Annotated in this window: 15 protein-coding genes; 3 read left to right on the top strand and 12 right to left on the bottom strand. The window is 62.4% G+C overall.

Annotated elements, in window-relative coordinates; genetic code table 11:
- Positions 1-43 precede the first annotated feature (43 nt).
- From ACT6VE_RS00210 to ACT6VE_RS00235, 6 genes are all read right to left on the bottom strand, one after another.
- A complete protein-coding gene (locus ACT6VE_RS00210) occupies positions 44-1237 on the bottom strand; it encodes an efflux RND transporter periplasmic adaptor subunit (RefSeq protein WP_444796630.1) in 1194 nt (397 codons plus the stop codon).
- A gap of 315 nt (positions 1238-1552) precedes the next feature.
- Positions 1553-2545: an ABC transporter substrate-binding protein gene (locus ACT6VE_RS00215; protein ID WP_069057877.1), complete on the bottom strand. Its 993-nt coding sequence runs from the start codon at positions 2543-2545 to the stop codon at positions 1553-1555.
- Positions 2546-2570: 25 nt separating this feature from the next.
- Positions 2571-3440, bottom strand: coding sequence for an ABC transporter permease (locus tag ACT6VE_RS00220; RefSeq protein ID WP_444796631.1), 870 nt, complete (start codon positions 3438-3440; stop codon positions 2571-2573).
- Positions 3437-4321, bottom strand: a complete 885-nt coding sequence (locus tag ACT6VE_RS00225) for an ABC transporter permease (protein ID WP_444796632.1) — start codon at positions 4319-4321, stop codon at positions 3437-3439. The genes ACT6VE_RS00220 and ACT6VE_RS00225 overlap by 4 nt, the downstream gene beginning before the upstream one ends.
- A gap of 2 nt (positions 4322-4323) precedes the next feature.
- Positions 4324-4659, bottom strand: a complete 336-nt coding sequence (locus ACT6VE_RS00230; RefSeq protein WP_069057880.1) for a hypothetical protein — start codon at positions 4657-4659, stop codon at positions 4324-4326.
- A complete protein-coding gene (locus tag ACT6VE_RS00235) occupies positions 4659-5462 on the bottom strand; it encodes an ABC transporter ATP-binding protein (RefSeq protein WP_069057881.1) in 804 nt (267 codons plus the stop codon). Before ACT6VE_RS00235 ends, ACT6VE_RS00230 begins: the two co-directional genes overlap by 1 nt.
- Before the next feature lie 122 nt (positions 5463-5584).
- On the opposite strand from ACT6VE_RS00235, the gene ACT6VE_RS00240 reads away from it, so the two are divergent.
- Complete coding sequence (locus ACT6VE_RS00240; protein ID WP_444797422.1) at positions 5585-5992, top strand: cupin domain-containing protein; 408 nt, start codon at positions 5585-5587, stop codon at positions 5990-5992.
- A 215-nt stretch (positions 5993-6207) separates the two neighbouring features.
- Here ACT6VE_RS00240 and ACT6VE_RS00245 read toward each other — a convergent pair whose 3' ends face one another.
- From ACT6VE_RS00245 to ACT6VE_RS00260, 4 genes are read right to left on the bottom strand one after another with little or no spacing between them, the layout of a single operon-like run.
- Positions 6208-6585 carry a hypothetical protein gene (locus ACT6VE_RS00245; protein ID WP_444796633.1) on the bottom strand — a complete coding sequence of 126 codons (378 nt, stop codon included), beginning with the start codon at positions 6583-6585 and terminating at the stop codon, positions 6208-6210.
- Positions 6585-8039: a dihydropyrimidinase gene (gene hydA / locus ACT6VE_RS00250; protein ID WP_444796634.1), complete on the bottom strand. Its 1455-nt coding sequence runs from the start codon at positions 8037-8039 to the stop codon at positions 6585-6587. The genes ACT6VE_RS00245 and hydA overlap by 1 nt, the downstream gene beginning before the upstream one ends.
- Positions 8036-8677 carry an endonuclease domain-containing protein gene (locus ACT6VE_RS00255; RefSeq protein ID WP_444796635.1) on the bottom strand — a complete coding sequence of 214 codons (642 nt, stop codon included), beginning with the start codon at positions 8675-8677 and terminating at the stop codon, positions 8036-8038. The genes hydA and ACT6VE_RS00255 overlap by 4 nt, the downstream gene beginning before the upstream one ends.
- Positions 8678-8681: 4 nt before the next feature.
- Positions 8682-9932, bottom strand: a complete 1251-nt coding sequence (locus ACT6VE_RS00260) for a Zn-dependent hydrolase (protein WP_444796636.1) — start codon at positions 9930-9932, stop codon at positions 8682-8684.
- A 279-nt stretch (positions 9933-10211) separates the two neighbouring features.
- Between ACT6VE_RS00260 and ACT6VE_RS00265 the strand changes: the two genes are divergently transcribed.
- Positions 10212-10862 (top strand): TetR family transcriptional regulator C-terminal domain-containing protein, encoded by a 651-nt coding sequence (locus ACT6VE_RS00265; RefSeq protein WP_444796637.1) that lies wholly within the window; start codon positions 10212-10214, stop codon positions 10860-10862.
- A 3-nt stretch (positions 10863-10865) separates the two neighbouring features.
- Here ACT6VE_RS00265 and ACT6VE_RS00270 read toward each other — a convergent pair whose 3' ends face one another.
- The gene (locus tag ACT6VE_RS00270) at positions 10866-11795 is read right to left on the bottom strand and encodes a DMT family transporter (RefSeq protein WP_444796638.1); all 930 of its coding nucleotides are present in this window, start codon (positions 11793-11795) and stop codon (positions 10866-10868) included.
- Positions 11796-11970: 175 nt separating this feature from the next.
- Here ACT6VE_RS00270 and ACT6VE_RS00275 point away from each other — a divergent pair, with 175 nt between their 5' ends.
- The gene (locus tag ACT6VE_RS00275) at positions 11971-12609 is read left to right on the top strand and encodes an exopolysaccharide biosynthesis protein (RefSeq protein ID WP_444796639.1); all 639 of its coding nucleotides are present in this window, start codon (positions 11971-11973) and stop codon (positions 12607-12609) included.
- Between the two features lie 58 nt (positions 12610-12667).
- Here ACT6VE_RS00275 and ACT6VE_RS00280 read toward each other — a convergent pair whose 3' ends face one another.
- Complete coding sequence (locus ACT6VE_RS00280) at positions 12668-13141, bottom strand: Lrp/AsnC family transcriptional regulator (protein ID WP_444796640.1); 474 nt, start codon at positions 13139-13141, stop codon at positions 12668-12670.
- Positions 13142-13201 lie beyond the last annotated feature (60 nt).

Here is a 13201-nt window from a genome sequence, read left to right on the forward strand (position 1 = left end):
CGCGTGCTGCGGAAGCGGCTCCCCCTTTGGAGGAGCCTTCACGTCATTTCGTGGCCGAAGCCTGTTCGGCCTTGACCGGATTGACCTTGTCGCCATCGCGAACATAGGCGCCGGCCTTGGCGACCACTTCGTCGCCTTCCTTGAGGCCGCTGGTGATCTCGATCACCTGGCCGTCCTGAACGCCGGTTTCGACCGGCACCAGCTTGACGACGCCGTTCTCGACCTTGCGGGCCACCGTCTTGCCGCCTGTCGTGGTGATGGCGGAAAGCGGGAGCACGATGCCCTGCTTCTCCTCCACGATGATTTCCGCATTGGCAAACATGCCGGCGCGTGCCTTGCCGGGGTCGTCGAAGCGGATATAGACGCGGCCGAGACGGCTCTGCGGATCGAGCGTCGGCTCGATAAGGCGGATTTCGCCGGTGACTTCGGCAGCACCGCCGGCAAGCGAGACGGCTGCCTTCTGGCCGAGTGCAAGCTTGAGGATACCGTCCTCGGAAACGTCGGCCTTCAGCTCGATCGCGCCATCCTGGATGACGGTGAAGAGCGGCGAGGCGGCGCCGCTCGCGATCGCGCCAACCTTGGCGGTGCGGGCGGAGACGATGCCGGCAACCGGTGACTTCACCGCTGTGCGGGCAAGTTTCAAGTCGATATCGTCGATCTGCGATTGGGCGACCTTGATATCGGCCTCCGAAACGCCGATCGCCTGTTCGGCGGAGTTGACGCGGGCAAGGGCTGCATCTGCGGCTGCCGTGGCCTGCTCGGCGGTGGCCTGCGACTGCGAACCGGACTTGACGAGTTTCAGCGCGCGTTCACGCGTGCGCACGGCATCGTCCGCATTGGCCTTGGCCTCGACGAATTGCGCCTTGATCTGCGCAAGGGCTGCCTCAGCCTTGGCGAGCGAGGCCACGGTCTGGCTCTTCTGGAGGATGAGGGCATCGTCGTTGAGCGTGGCGAGTGTGCTGTTGGCCTCGACCGTGTCGCCGACATCGGCGGCGAGCGTGCGGATGGACAGGCCATCGACGAGCGGCGTGACATAGACTTCATCGACCGCCTGGACCGTGCCGGTCGCGATTACCCGGTCGATGATGGTGCGTGTTTCTGCGGCCGTGACGACGATGGCGGGCAGGTTCTGCACCTGCTGGGTCGTATCGGCTTCGCCCGTTGCTGCATCGGCCGCGAAGGAAATCAACGGGTTGGCCGCCATGAACGCGACGACGGAAAGAGAGAGAACCTTCATGTGTCCAGAAGCCATAGGCCGAACTTTCTCAAAAGCATGACTTTATGATTATAGGCCGGACATTCTGTTGTCGTTTTACCGGACCCAATTCCCAAGCAATATGGCCGACACGGAGCGGCTCCCCTGCCTCTCCTGGCTCCCATGTTGCGGATTATGTAATCAGCGTTCATTGCCCTTACAAGAGGCAACGGAATGGTGCCTCATTATTTTATACGTTTGGCTTTTCGATGGCAATCGCGGCGCGCTGTCGCAGGTCTCGCCAAAAAAAAACGTGCGGGACAGGGCCCCGCACGTCTTAATTTCTGACGAAATGGACTACTTCAGTGCTTCGTCCGTAACGGCATGCGTCCAGGCGCCTTCCGGCTCCTTGGAGATTACCGGGTCGGAGCCGCCTGCCAGCAGCGAGGCGACGGTGCGCTTGTAGTCCGCCTCGTCGAGCGCGCCGTTGGAGCCGGCGGTCAGCTTGGCGACTTCACCCATCATGAACTTCTGGTGCGCCTCGGTCTGCGCGCCGGTCGTGTCGTTTTCGAGAACGATACCGGCGGCTTCGTCCGGGTTCGTTTCGGCGTATTTCCAGCCCTTCATGGATGCGCGCACGAACTTGACCATCTTTTCCTTGAAGGCCGGGTCGGCGAGCTTGTCTTCCAGCACGTAGAGACCGTCTTCGAGCGTCGCGACACCCTGGTCTTCATACTTGAAGGTCACGAGATCCTCCGGCTTGATACCGGCATCGAGAACCTGGCCATATTCGTTGTAGGTCATGGTCGAGATGCAGGCCGCCTGCTTCTGGAGCAGCGGGTCGACGTTGAAGCCCTGCTTGAGGACGGTCACGCCATCCGGCCCGCCATCCGTCGGGATTTTCAGATGTGCCATCCAGGAGAGGAACGGATACTCGTTGCCGAAGAACCAGACGCCGAGCGTCTTGCCCTTGAAGTTTTCCGGACCGGTGACGCCGGATTCCTTCAAACAGGTCAGCATCATGCCGGACGACTTGAACGGCTGGGCGATGTTGACGAGCGCTACACCCTTTTCACGGGTGGCCAGCGCAGACGGCATCCAGTCGACGATGACATCGGCGCCGCCGCCGGCGATCACCTGTGCCGGGGCGATATCCGGGCCGCCCGGCTTGATTTCGACGTCGAGGCCTTCTTCCTCGTAGAAGCCTTTGTCCTTGGCGACGTAGTAGCCGGCGAACTGGGCCTGGGTGACCCATTTCAGCTGGAGCGTCACCTTGTCGGCGGCCTCTGCCTGGAACGCGGCAAGCGAGAAGGCGCTTGCCAGAAGCAGCGATGCGATCTTCGTTTTCATGTCAGTTCCCTCTTTCTTTCTTATTTTACGCCTGCCCACCACGGACAGACGGGTGCCAGAACGTGACGACCCGCTCGATGAGCGCGACGATCCCGTAAAAGGCGGAGCCAGCCACCGCGGCAACCGCGATCTCGGCCCAAACCATGTCGACATTCATGCGGCCCACTTCCGTGGAAATGCGGAAACCCATGCCGACGATGGGCGTCCCGAAGAATTCGGCAACGATCGCGCCGATGAGCGCAAGCGTCGAGTTGATCTTGAGGGCATTGAAGATGAAGGGCCAGGCGGCGGGAAGGCGCAGCTTGACGAGGGTCTGGAACCAGTCGGCCGCATAGGTGCGCATCAGGTCGCGCTCCATATGGCTGGTCGCGGCAAGACCGGAGACGGTGTTCACCAGCATGGGGAAGAAGGTCATGATGACGACGACGGCGACCTTCGACTGCCAGTCGAAGCCGAACCACATGACCATGATGGGTGCGACGCCGATGACGGGCAGCGCCGAGACGAAATTGCCGAGCGGCAGCAGGCCCCTCTGCAGGAAGGGCGAGCGGTCGATGAGGATCGCGACGAGAAAACCCAGGCCGCAGCCGAGTGCATAGCCGACAAGCACGGATTTCAGGAAGGTCTGGCGGAAGTCCGCCCAGAGCGTCGGTATGGAGTTGATCAGCCGCACCCAGATCATGCTCGGCGGCGGCAGCAGCACGGAGGGCACGTTGAAGCCGCGCACGATGCCTTCCCAGAGCACGAGGATGGTGGCACCGAAAATCAACGGCACGGCGATACGCGCAGCGCGGTCCGCTGCCGGGCTCGTAAATTTCTGGCGTACCAGCCATTCGTTGAAGGCCCAGGCGGCGAGCCAGAAGACGATTGCGGCCACAAGGATGGAAAGATTCATGCCCGTGCCCCCATGCGCTTGAGGACAAGGCTATGCGCGAAGCCGACGACGATGACGAGGAGGGCCGCGACCGCCGCCGCCATGAAGAGGGCCGCCCAGATCTGCACCGTCTGGCCATAGTAGGAGCCGGCGAGCAGGCGTGCGCCCAGGCCGGCGACGGCGCCGGTCGGCAGTTCGCCGACAATGGCGCCGACGAGCGAGATGGCGATCGCCACCTTCAGCGAGGTGAAAAGGTAGGGCATGGAAGAAGGCCAGCGCAGCTTCCAGAAGGTCTGCGACGAAGAGGCATAATAGGTGTGCATCAGGTCGAGCTGGATCTGCTCAGGACTGCGCAACCCCTTCACCATGCCGACGACGACCGGGAAGAAGGACAGATAGGTCGAGATCAGCGCCTTCGGCATCAGGCCGGAAATACCGACCGCATTCAAGACGACGATGATCATCGGCGCGATGGCCAGGATCGGGATCGTCTGGCTGGCGATGACCCAAGGCATCAGCGAACGGTCCATCGCGCGGTTGTGCACGATGGCGATGGCGAGCAGGATGCCGAGCACCGTGCCCATGGCAAAGCCCATCAGCGTTGCGGAAAGCGTGATGCCGGCATGGTAGACAAGGCTGCGCTTCGAGGTGACCGCCTTGTTGACGGTCGTGTCCCAGAGTTCGGCGAAGACCTGGTGCGGTGCCGGCAGAACGGGCCGCTCCTGCGCCATGGTCTTCGGCAACAGCTCCATGAACGTGATCGTCGTTCCGGCGCGTCCTGCCGTGTCGCGCTCGAAGGGCGCGTTCAGCACGACGACGAAGACATACCAGAGCGCGACCAGCGCGAGCAGCACGGTGACGATGGGAAGCAGGCGATCGCGAAGGAAGCTGGCCTGTTCCATGCTCAGCTCCGCGCCGTGGTGGGCAGCAGCATCAGCCCCATTGCAAGAATGCCGAGGCCGACGCCGGCGACCTGGGTGCTGCTCAGCCGCTCACCGAAGAACAGGAAGGCGATGACGTTGATGAGCAGCAGCTGGGTGATGGCGGAGAGCGAAACGGCAAGCCCAAGCCCGCCTTCGCGCATCAGCTTCAGCATCATCAGGTTGCCGACGATGTAGAGCGCCATGGACAGCAGCAGGTAGAGAATGTTCGTCGTGCCGACATAGGCGCGCGACGACGTTGCCGCGCCGATGAAGACGGCGGTTGCGCCGAACAGCCAGAGCACGAAGGAGAGCTTCATCAGACGTGCTCCTCGTAGCTGTGGCCCGCGCGCAGGCCCTCGCGCACACGATGGGCGATCTCGAGGAATTCCGGGGTCTCGCGGATGCCGAGCGGGCGCTCCTTCGGCAGCGGCGAATCGATGATATCGGTGACACGGCCGGGGCGGGGGCTCATGACGACGATTTTCGTCGAGAGATAGACGGCCTCGGGGATCGAATGGGTGACAAAGCAGATCGTCTTCTGGGTCGCGGCCCAGAGTTTCAGGAGCTGTTCGTTGAGATGGTCGCGTACGATCTCGTCGAGCGCACCGAAGGGCTCGTCCATCAGGAGCAGGTCGGCGTCGAAGGCGAGCGCGCGGGCAATCGACGCGCGCTGCTGCATGCCGCCGGAAAGCTGCCAAGGATATTTCTTGCCGAAGCCGGTGAGGTTGACGAGGTCGAGCGTGCGGGCGACGCGCGCCTTCTGTTCGTCACGCGAGTGACCCATGATTTCCAGCGGGAGCGCGATGTTCTTTTCGATCGTGCGCCAGGGGTAGAGCGCTGCGGCCTGGAAGACGTAGCCATAGGCGCGTCGTTTGCGGGCGTCTTCCGGTGACAGGCCATTGACAGTGATGGTGCCGGAGGTCGGTTTTTCCAGATCGGCGATGACGCGCAGGAACGTCGTCTTGCCGCAGCCGGAGGGGCCGATGAAGGAAACGAAATCACCCTTTTCGACGGTCAGGTTGACGCCGGTCAGTGCCGTGACCGGGCCATCGGCGGTCTGGAAGGTGAGGCCGAGATCTTTTGCAGAAACAACGGTATCGGAGACGGGCATGCTGGTCATCTTTCGGCGCCCCGCACGGCGCGGTTTTCGGCAGACTGCATGTCCCTTCTCGGCATTGCAATCAGCATTGTCTGCAGTATCACTTTGGGCACGGAATTCTTTCGGGGGATGGAACGATGACGATGGAAACGAAGGCGGAATGCCGGGTGGTACGCCCTGGCAGCACCTATGACGGAAAGCAGGGGTTCAGCTATTTCGAGGGTATTGCCCGCGAAAGCGTGGGGGCGTCGGGCATCTGCATGCATCTCCTGACGATCCCGCCGGGCGGCCGCGCCAAGGCACATATGCATAAGAGCCACGAGACCGCGATCTACATGCTCTCCGGCGAGGCGCATACCTGGTACGGCGAACGGCTGGAGAACCATGTGATCGTCAAGGCAGGCGAGATGTTCTACATCCCCGCCGGCGTGCCGCATCTGCCGGCCAACCTCTCGGACCAGCCGGCCTCGGCGGTCATCGCGAGGACAGATCCCCACGAGCAGGAGAGCGTGGTGCTTCTGCCGCATCTCGAGGCGCTGGTGGCGGTTTAAGGGGCGGGCGAAGGCACCCCCCTCTGTCCTGCCGGACATCTCCCCCACAAGGGGGGAGATTGGCTGGGAGCCATCGATTTCTCCCACGGGGAAGATGGCCTTTACCGCGGGCGTAGCCGTTGAGATCTGGCCAGACAGGGCGACCATTCGATCTCCCCCCTTGTGGGGGAGATGTCCGGTAGGACAGAGGGGGGTATATCTGCGCCCCTCAACCGTCATGTCGTGCACCGCATGATTGGCCCCCAGCGCGTGCCGTCCGGGAAGCTGATCGTGTAGCCGCCATTGTCCGGCGTCAGCGTCAATTCATACGGCGTAACCTCCTCCATGCCCTCTTCGTGGCATTCGGCGGCGACCGTCGTGGCACCGCCGACCTGTTTGCCCTCACCTTTGAATTCGCAATAGGAGGCCGCAGTCGTCACGCCCTCCTTGTTCAGCAGGAAGAAGAAATCCGCACCGGAGGATTCACCAGTCGTTGCATAGCGGCAGCCTTCCGCGTCTCCATAATTGCCATCGACGATATCGGCCGCTGCCCCCGCCGGTCCGGCGAGCGCGATGCCGAGAACAAGGATGGAGAGGGGGCGGCCGGGAGGCATCAGACCCCGCTCGCCGGAATGCCGCTGCGCTCCACCTTGCGCGGCGCGGTGATTTCCTTCCAGGTCGATAGCGCCTTGTTCACCGCCGTGAAGGGTTCGCGCTTTACGAACTGGCCGTGGCCCTCGCGCGTCTTCACCGTGCTCTCCTCGATGGCGACGACGCCGCGCGTCAGCGTATAGCGCGGCAGGCCCACGACTTGCTTGCCTTCGAAGACGTTGTAGTCGATCGAGGACTGCTGGCTCTTGGCGGAGATGGTCTTCGAGCGCTTCGGGTCCCACACGACGATATCCGCATCGGCGCCGACGAGGATCGCGCCCTTCTTCGGATAGACGTTGAGGATCTTGGCGATGTTCGTCGAAGTGACGGCGACGAACTCGTTCATGGTGAGGCGGCCGGTATTGACGCCGTTGGTCCAGAGCATCGGCATGCGGTCTTCGAGGCCGCCGGTGCCGTTGGGGATCTTGCGGAAATCACCCGCACCCGTGCGCTTCTGGTCGGTGGTGAAGGCGCAATGGTCGGTTGCGACTACCTGCAGCGAACCGCTGGCAAGGCCGGCCCACAGCGAATCCTGGTGCTGCTTGTTGCGGAAGGGCGGGCTCATGACGCGGCGCGCCGAATGGTCCCAATCCTTGTTGAAATATTCGCTTTCGTCGAGCGTCAGGTGCTGGATCAGCGGCTCGCCGTAGACGCGCATGCCGTTCTGACGGGCGCGGCGGATGGCCTCGTGCGCCTGTTCGCAGGAGGTGTGCACGACATAGAGCGGGCTGCCTGCCATATCGGCGATGATGATGGCGCGGTTCGTCGCCTCGCCTTCGACGGAGGGCGGGCGCGAATAGGCGTGGCCTTCCGGGCCGTTGTTGCCCTCGTCCATCAGCTTCGTCTGCATGGCGGCGACGACGTCGCCATTTTCCGCATGAACGAGGGGTAGCGCGCCAAGCGCCGCGCAGCGCTGGAACGAGGCGAACATCTCGTCGTCGTTCACCATAAGCGCGCCCTTGTAGGCCATGAAGTGTTTGAAGGTGTTGATACCCTTTTCCTCGACGATCGCCTTCATCTCGTCGAACACCTGTTCGCCCCACCAGGTGACGGACATGTGGAAGGAATAGTCGCAATTGGCGCGGGTCGACTTGTTGTCCCAGCGCTTCAGCGCGTCGAGCAGCGACTGGCCGGGATCGGGCAGGCAGAAATCGACCACCATGGTCGTGCCGCCGGCAAGCCCGGCGCGCGTGCCGCTTTCGAAATCATCGGCCGAATAAGTGCCCATGAAAGGCATCTCGAGATGCACATGCGGATCGATACCGCCCGGCATGACATAACAGCCCGCTGCATCCAGTGTTTCGTCGGCCGAGAGGTCCGGGCCGATCTCGACGATCCTGCCGCCCTCGATCTTGACGTCCGCCTTGTAGGTGAGGTCCGCGGTGACAATGGTGCCGCCCTTGATGACTGTGCTCATGAGGTTTCCCCTGTTTCTTGGATTTCGCCAGGAATGGCCGGGTAGAAGCGCGTCGTGTCGCAACGTTCGATCAGTTGGCCGTTCAATGCGGCAAGGATTGTGTCGAGGACTGCGCGCCGCTGTTGTGTGACCTCGTGGTTCCAGAAGCGGAGGACGGAGTAGCCTTCTCGGTTAAGCCAGTCAGTGCGCGTCTCGTCTGTTCGCCTTTCAGCGTGATGGAAGCCATCGATCTCGACGATTAGTCTCCGCTCGCGGCAGAGAAAATCGGCGACATAGGCTCCTAGAGGTATCTGCCTGGAAAACTTGAAACCGTTCAGGCGACGGTCACGAAGATCGCTCCAGAGGCGGCGTTCCTCTTCGGTCTCTATCCTTCGCAGTCTCCGTGCCTGGTTGGTTTTGCCGGGGCGCCGTTTTGTGATGTCGTTTGCGTTTGGCATCTCCCCCTCATCCGACCCTTCGGGCCACCTTCTCCCCGCTGGGGAGAAGGGGAAACTTGGCACAGCCCTGTATTCTGATCCCTCGCTGCACGCGCTGAACTGGAGAAACAGGGGAAACGGTTCCTTAGATGTCCCCTTCTCCCCAGCGGGGAGAAGGTGGCCCGAAGGGTCGGATGAGGGGGTGTTCACCGCCAAAAACATCCGCTCACTCCGCAATCCCCGCCGTCTCGATCACCGCGTGCAGCAACACGTCCGCGCCGGCGGCGGCCCATTCCTTGGAGATGTCCTCCGCCTCGTTGTGCGAGAGGCCGCCGACGCAGGGGCACATGATCATCGTGGCCGGCGCCACCTTGGCGGCCCAGCAGGCATCGTGGCCGGCGCCGGAGATGAGGTTCATGTGGCTGTAGCCGAGGTCCTCAGCGGCCTTGCGCACGGTCGCGACCAGTGTCGGGTCGAAGGTGATCGGGTCGAAATGGCCGACCGCCTCGACGGAACAGCCGACGCCGAGTGCTTCGCAGATTTTCGGGGCTTCCGCCTCGATGCGGGCGCGCATACCGTCGAGCTTATTCTGGTCCGGCGAGCGGATGTCGACGGTGAAGACGACCTTGCCGGGCAGCACGTTGCGCGAATTCGGCGAGAAGAACACCTGGCCGACGCCGCCGACGGCGCCCGGCTGGTTTTCCATGGCGACCGTCTGCACCATTTCGAGGATGCGGGACATGGCAAGGCCGGCATTGACGCGCAGGTTCATCGGCGTCGAGCCGGTATGCGCCTCGCGGCCGGTGAGCGTGAATTCCAGCCACCACAGGCCCTGACAATGGGTGACGACGCCGATCTGCTTGTGCTCGGCTTCGAGGATCGGCCCCTGTTCGATGTGATATTCGAAATAGGCGTGCATCTTGCGCGCACCGACCTCTTCGTCGCCGACCCAGCCGATGCGCTTCAGCTCGTCGCCAAACGTCTTTCCGTCCGGGTCCTTGCGGCCATAGGCGTAATCCTGCGTGTGCACGCCGGCAAAAACGCCGGAGGCGAGCATGGCCGGCGCGAAGCGGGCGCCTTCTTCGTTCGTCCAGTTGGTGACGACGATCGGATGTTTCGTCCTGATGCCGAGATCATTCATGGAGCGGATGACTTCGAGGCCGGCGAGCACACCGAGCACGCCGTCATATTTGCCGCCGGTCGGCTGGGTATCGAGATGCGAGCCGACATAGACGGGCAGCGCCTCGGGGTCGGTGCCTGCGCGCGTCATGAACATGTTGCCCATCGTGTCGACGCCCATGGTCAGGCCCGCGCTATCGCACCATGCCTGGAACAGGCGGCGGCCTTCGGCGTCGGAATCGGTCAACGTCTGGCGATTGTTGCCGCCGGCAATGCCGGGGCCGATCTTCGCCATGTCCATGAGGGAATCCCACAGGCGGTCCGCGTTGACACGCATGTTTTCGCCAGGTGCGGCCATGTCGTATGCTCCCACGTCTTCGGGCTCTTGCAGCCTCAATCTGTTCCCACCGGGTGGCAGCGCGATTGTTTGTTTGCGCCTTCCGATCAGAGCAGTTGCCTTTACTTGATAACTGTCTGATAATTTGACCGGTTGGTAAACATTACAGCTTCCGTTGCGGCACTCAAGCCGAAAAACCAAAAAGCATTGGGGTGCGCCCAAGAAAATGGCGGCTGTTTAAACTGGTGAATTTGACGGCACTTTTCCGGTTCCACGGTCAAGGCCGGACCGGGGGGCACGATGGCATTACCGAGGGCGGCGAGGACTCAGCGACGCACGCGCATCCAGGAGGAGAAGGAGGAGCAAATCCTCGAGGCCGCGCTGGAGGTGTTTTCGTTGCATGGTTTCCGCGGGGCAACCGTCGACCAGATCGCCGAAGTGGCCGGCATGTCGAAACCGAACCTGCTCTACTATTTCCGCACCAAGGAGGCGATGCATCGCTCGCTGATCAATCGCGTGCTCGATACCTGGCTCGACCCGCTGCGCGAGTTCAATGCGGAGGGCAATCCGGTGTCGGAAATCCGCAGCTATATTCGCCGCAAGCTGGAAATGGCGCGGGATTTTCCGCGCGAAAGCCGGCTCTTCGCGAATGAAATCCTGCAAGGCGCGCCGAATATCGAGGACGAACTGAAGGGACCGCTGAAGTCGCTTGTCGATGAGAAGGCGGAGGTCATTCGTGCCTGGGCGAAGGCGGGCAAGATCGCCAAATGCGATCCCTACCACCTGATCTTCTCGATCTGGTCGACGACCCAGCACTATGCCGACTTCGACGTACAGGTGCGCGCCGTGCTGGGGCAGGATCAAGCCGGCGAGGGGCGGTTCGAGGACGCCGCGCGTTTTCTCGAACAGCTGTTTCTAACGGGGCTACATGTCAGCGAGCAGACCGCCTGACGGTCAATCCGGCAGGAAGGCCATCAGCGCGAGGCCACAGGCCGTGACGAGTGCGCCGCCAAGCACCGGCAGACTTGCCCAACCGTGGCCGAGCAGGCCTTCAAGCAGGATGATGAAGCTGGGCGTCAGGTAGCCGTAGCCCAGCACCTTCGAGGCGGGCAAGCGCATGGAAGCATATTGCAGGAGCAGGAATGTGCCAGCCGTGGTGACGACCGCGAGATAGGTGACGGCGGCATAAACGGCGATGGGCAGGGCGGAAAAATCCGTCTCGAAAAGGCCGCGGATGCCTGGTGCAACCAGCCAGACCGTGGCGCCCACAGTCACCCAGAAGCCGAAGGCGACGGCCGGTTCGCCGCGATCAAAGCGGCGGATCAGCGGCACATAGAGCGCATGGCAGACGACGCCTGCAAAAAAGATCACCTCTCCGGTGCCGATGTCGAAAGACAGGATTGCGTCGATATTGCCGCGGAAAATTACCCAGACCGCGCCGGCCGCGGCGATGAAGAGACCGGTTAGCACGCCGGGCCGGGTCTTCTGGCCGAGCACCGGCAGCGCGAAGCCGGCGCTCATCAGCGGCATCAGCGTGAAGACGGCGCCAGTGGCAATGGGGCTCGTGAACTCCAGAGCCGTGAACATGGTCAACATGTAGATCGCGATGAGGCCGCCGAGCACGAGGAAACGCCAGGCCTGTTTGGGCCAGACAGCGGGAACCTTGAACGCGCCGAAGGCGAGCGCAGCCATGACGGCGATGGTCAGCATGTAGCGCCACAGCGTCAGCGGCTCTGCCTCCATGTGGCGCGCCGCCAGCCCGCCGAAGGAGAACGATCCGGCGATCAGCACGGCGAAGAGCAGCATGGCGAGGTGGCCCTTGAGCTTTTCACGGCCTTTTGCGTGGACGGAGAGGCCCGCGCGGGCCGGCATACGATTCGTCAAGAAAATCACCCTATTGTCTGCGGCGCGGCATGGTCATAGAGCAAGTCCAGCAAAAGTGCGACGCGGTTTTGCACTGGTCGTTGTGTGACAAAGGGAGCCGTGTGCGACAGCGCGCCGGCCCACAGGAAAGCCGCAATCGCCACCCATATCCCGGCGAAACAGCAGAGGACAGGCAATGACGATGGCCATCGGCTTCAAGGACACCGACCGCAAGACGAGCGAATTGCTCGAGGACATCATCCATTCGATCAAAGGCGAGCACATTACGCTGCGCGATCTGCTTGCGATGATGGGGGAAAGCGGCCTGCTGCTGCTCTGCGCCTTCCTGTCGCTGCCGTTCCTGTTTCCGGTCTCCATCCCGGGTGTCTCGACCGTCTTCGGCGCCGGCATCGTGCTGATCAGCGCGGCGATCACGCTCAACCGGCTGCCCTGGCTGCCGCAAAAGGTCGCCGACCGGCGGCTGGAAAGCGGCAAGCTCCGGCCGGTGCTGGAGCGCGGGGTAAAATTCCTGCGCCGCTTCGACCGCTTCTTCAAGCCGCGGCTGACGGGTCTGACGGCCGGTGTGATGATGAACCGCGTCAACGGCCTGGTGCTGATGGGGGCCGGCATCCTGCTCATGGCGCCGCTCGGTCTCATTCCCTTCTCCAACACGCTGCCCGGCGTCGCCATCCTGCTGCTCGCCGCCGGCATTTCGCAGCGCGACGGGCTGGTGGTGCTTGGGGGATATGTGATGGTCGTGCTGACCATTGTCTATTTCGCGGGTCTGGCGCTGCTGGCCTATAGCGCGGGGCAGAGCTTTAACGTCTTCGGGTGAGTTACGGCTTGAGCGTTTCAGCCCGACCACAGCAAATCTGGAAAGCCTCTCCGATGATTTAGATCGGCAGCACGGCGTCGGGCTTTACATCCCCCACCGATGCATAGGTGTGGGTTTCCCTTACACCGGGCAGAGGCAGGATCACCCGCTCCAGAAAGTCCTGAAACAGCGACATGTCGGCAATTCTCGCCTTTACGAGATAGTCAAAGCCACCGATGACCATGTGGCATTCCAGCACTTCCGGCGCCTTCGAGATCGCATCGGAAAACCGCTCGAAAATATGCGGTGCCGTATGGTCGAGGCGGACCTGTATGAACACCACGGTGCCGCGGCCGATCTTTTTCGGATCGAGGATCGCCCTGACGGCCTTTACGTAACCTTCGCGAAACAGGCGCTTGACGCGTTGGCTGGCACCGGTCGGGGACAGGCCGACCCGGTTGGCCAGTTCGAGCGTGGTGCGACGTCCGTCTTCCTGAAGGAGCCTCAGCAGGCTGCGGTCGATCGTGTCGAGATCGGCGAGTTCATGATTCACGCTATTTCATCCATCGTATGGTGATTTTCACTTCGAATGCAGAAATTCAATATATTTAGC

The organism is Shinella sp. (assembly GCF_052438155.1).
Classification (GTDB): domain Bacteria; phylum Pseudomonadota; class Alphaproteobacteria; order Rhizobiales; family Rhizobiaceae; genus Shinella.

Coding starts and splice junctions, on each gene's coding strand:
- ACT6VE_RS00210 (WP_444796630.1), bottom strand. CDS start 1,237: ATGAAGGTTCTCTCTCTTTCCGTCGTCGCGTTCATGGCGGCCAACCCG.
- ACT6VE_RS00215 (WP_069057877.1), bottom strand. CDS start 2,545: ATGAAAACGAAGATCGCATCGCTGCTTCTGGCAAGCGCCTTCTCGCTT.
- ACT6VE_RS00220 (WP_444796631.1), bottom strand. CDS start 3,440: ATGAATCTTTCCATCCTTGTGGCCGCAATCGTCTTCTGGCTCGCCGCC.
- ACT6VE_RS00225 (WP_444796632.1), bottom strand. CDS start 4,321: ATGGAACAGGCCAGCTTCCTTCGCGATCGCCTGCTTCCCATCGTCACC.
- ACT6VE_RS00230 (WP_069057880.1), bottom strand. CDS start 4,659: ATGAAGCTCTCCTTCGTGCTCTGGCTGTTCGGCGCAACCGCCGTCTTC.
- ACT6VE_RS00235 (WP_069057881.1), bottom strand. CDS start 5,462: ATGACCAGCATGCCCGTCTCCGATACCGTTGTTTCTGCAAAAGATCTC.
- ACT6VE_RS00240 (WP_444797422.1), top strand. CDS start 5,585: ATGGAAACGAAGGCGGAATGCCGGGTGGTACGCCCTGGCAGCACCTAT.
- ACT6VE_RS00245 (WP_444796633.1), bottom strand. CDS start 6,585: ATGCCTCCCGGCCGCCCCCTCTCCATCCTTGTTCTCGGCATCGCGCTC.
- hydA (WP_444796634.1), bottom strand. CDS start 8,039: ATGAGCACAGTCATCAAGGGCGGCACCATTGTCACCGCGGACCTCACC.
- ACT6VE_RS00255 (WP_444796635.1), bottom strand. CDS start 8,677: ATGTTTTTGGCGGTGAACACCCCCTCATCCGACCCTTCGGGCCACCTT.
- ACT6VE_RS00260 (WP_444796636.1), bottom strand. CDS start 9,932: ATGGCCGCACCTGGCGAAAACATGCGTGTCAACGCGGACCGCCTGTGG.
- ACT6VE_RS00265 (WP_444796637.1), top strand. CDS start 10,212: ATGGCATTACCGAGGGCGGCGAGGACTCAGCGACGCACGCGCATCCAG.
- ACT6VE_RS00275 (WP_444796639.1), top strand. CDS start 11,971: ATGACGATGGCCATCGGCTTCAAGGACACCGACCGCAAGACGAGCGAA.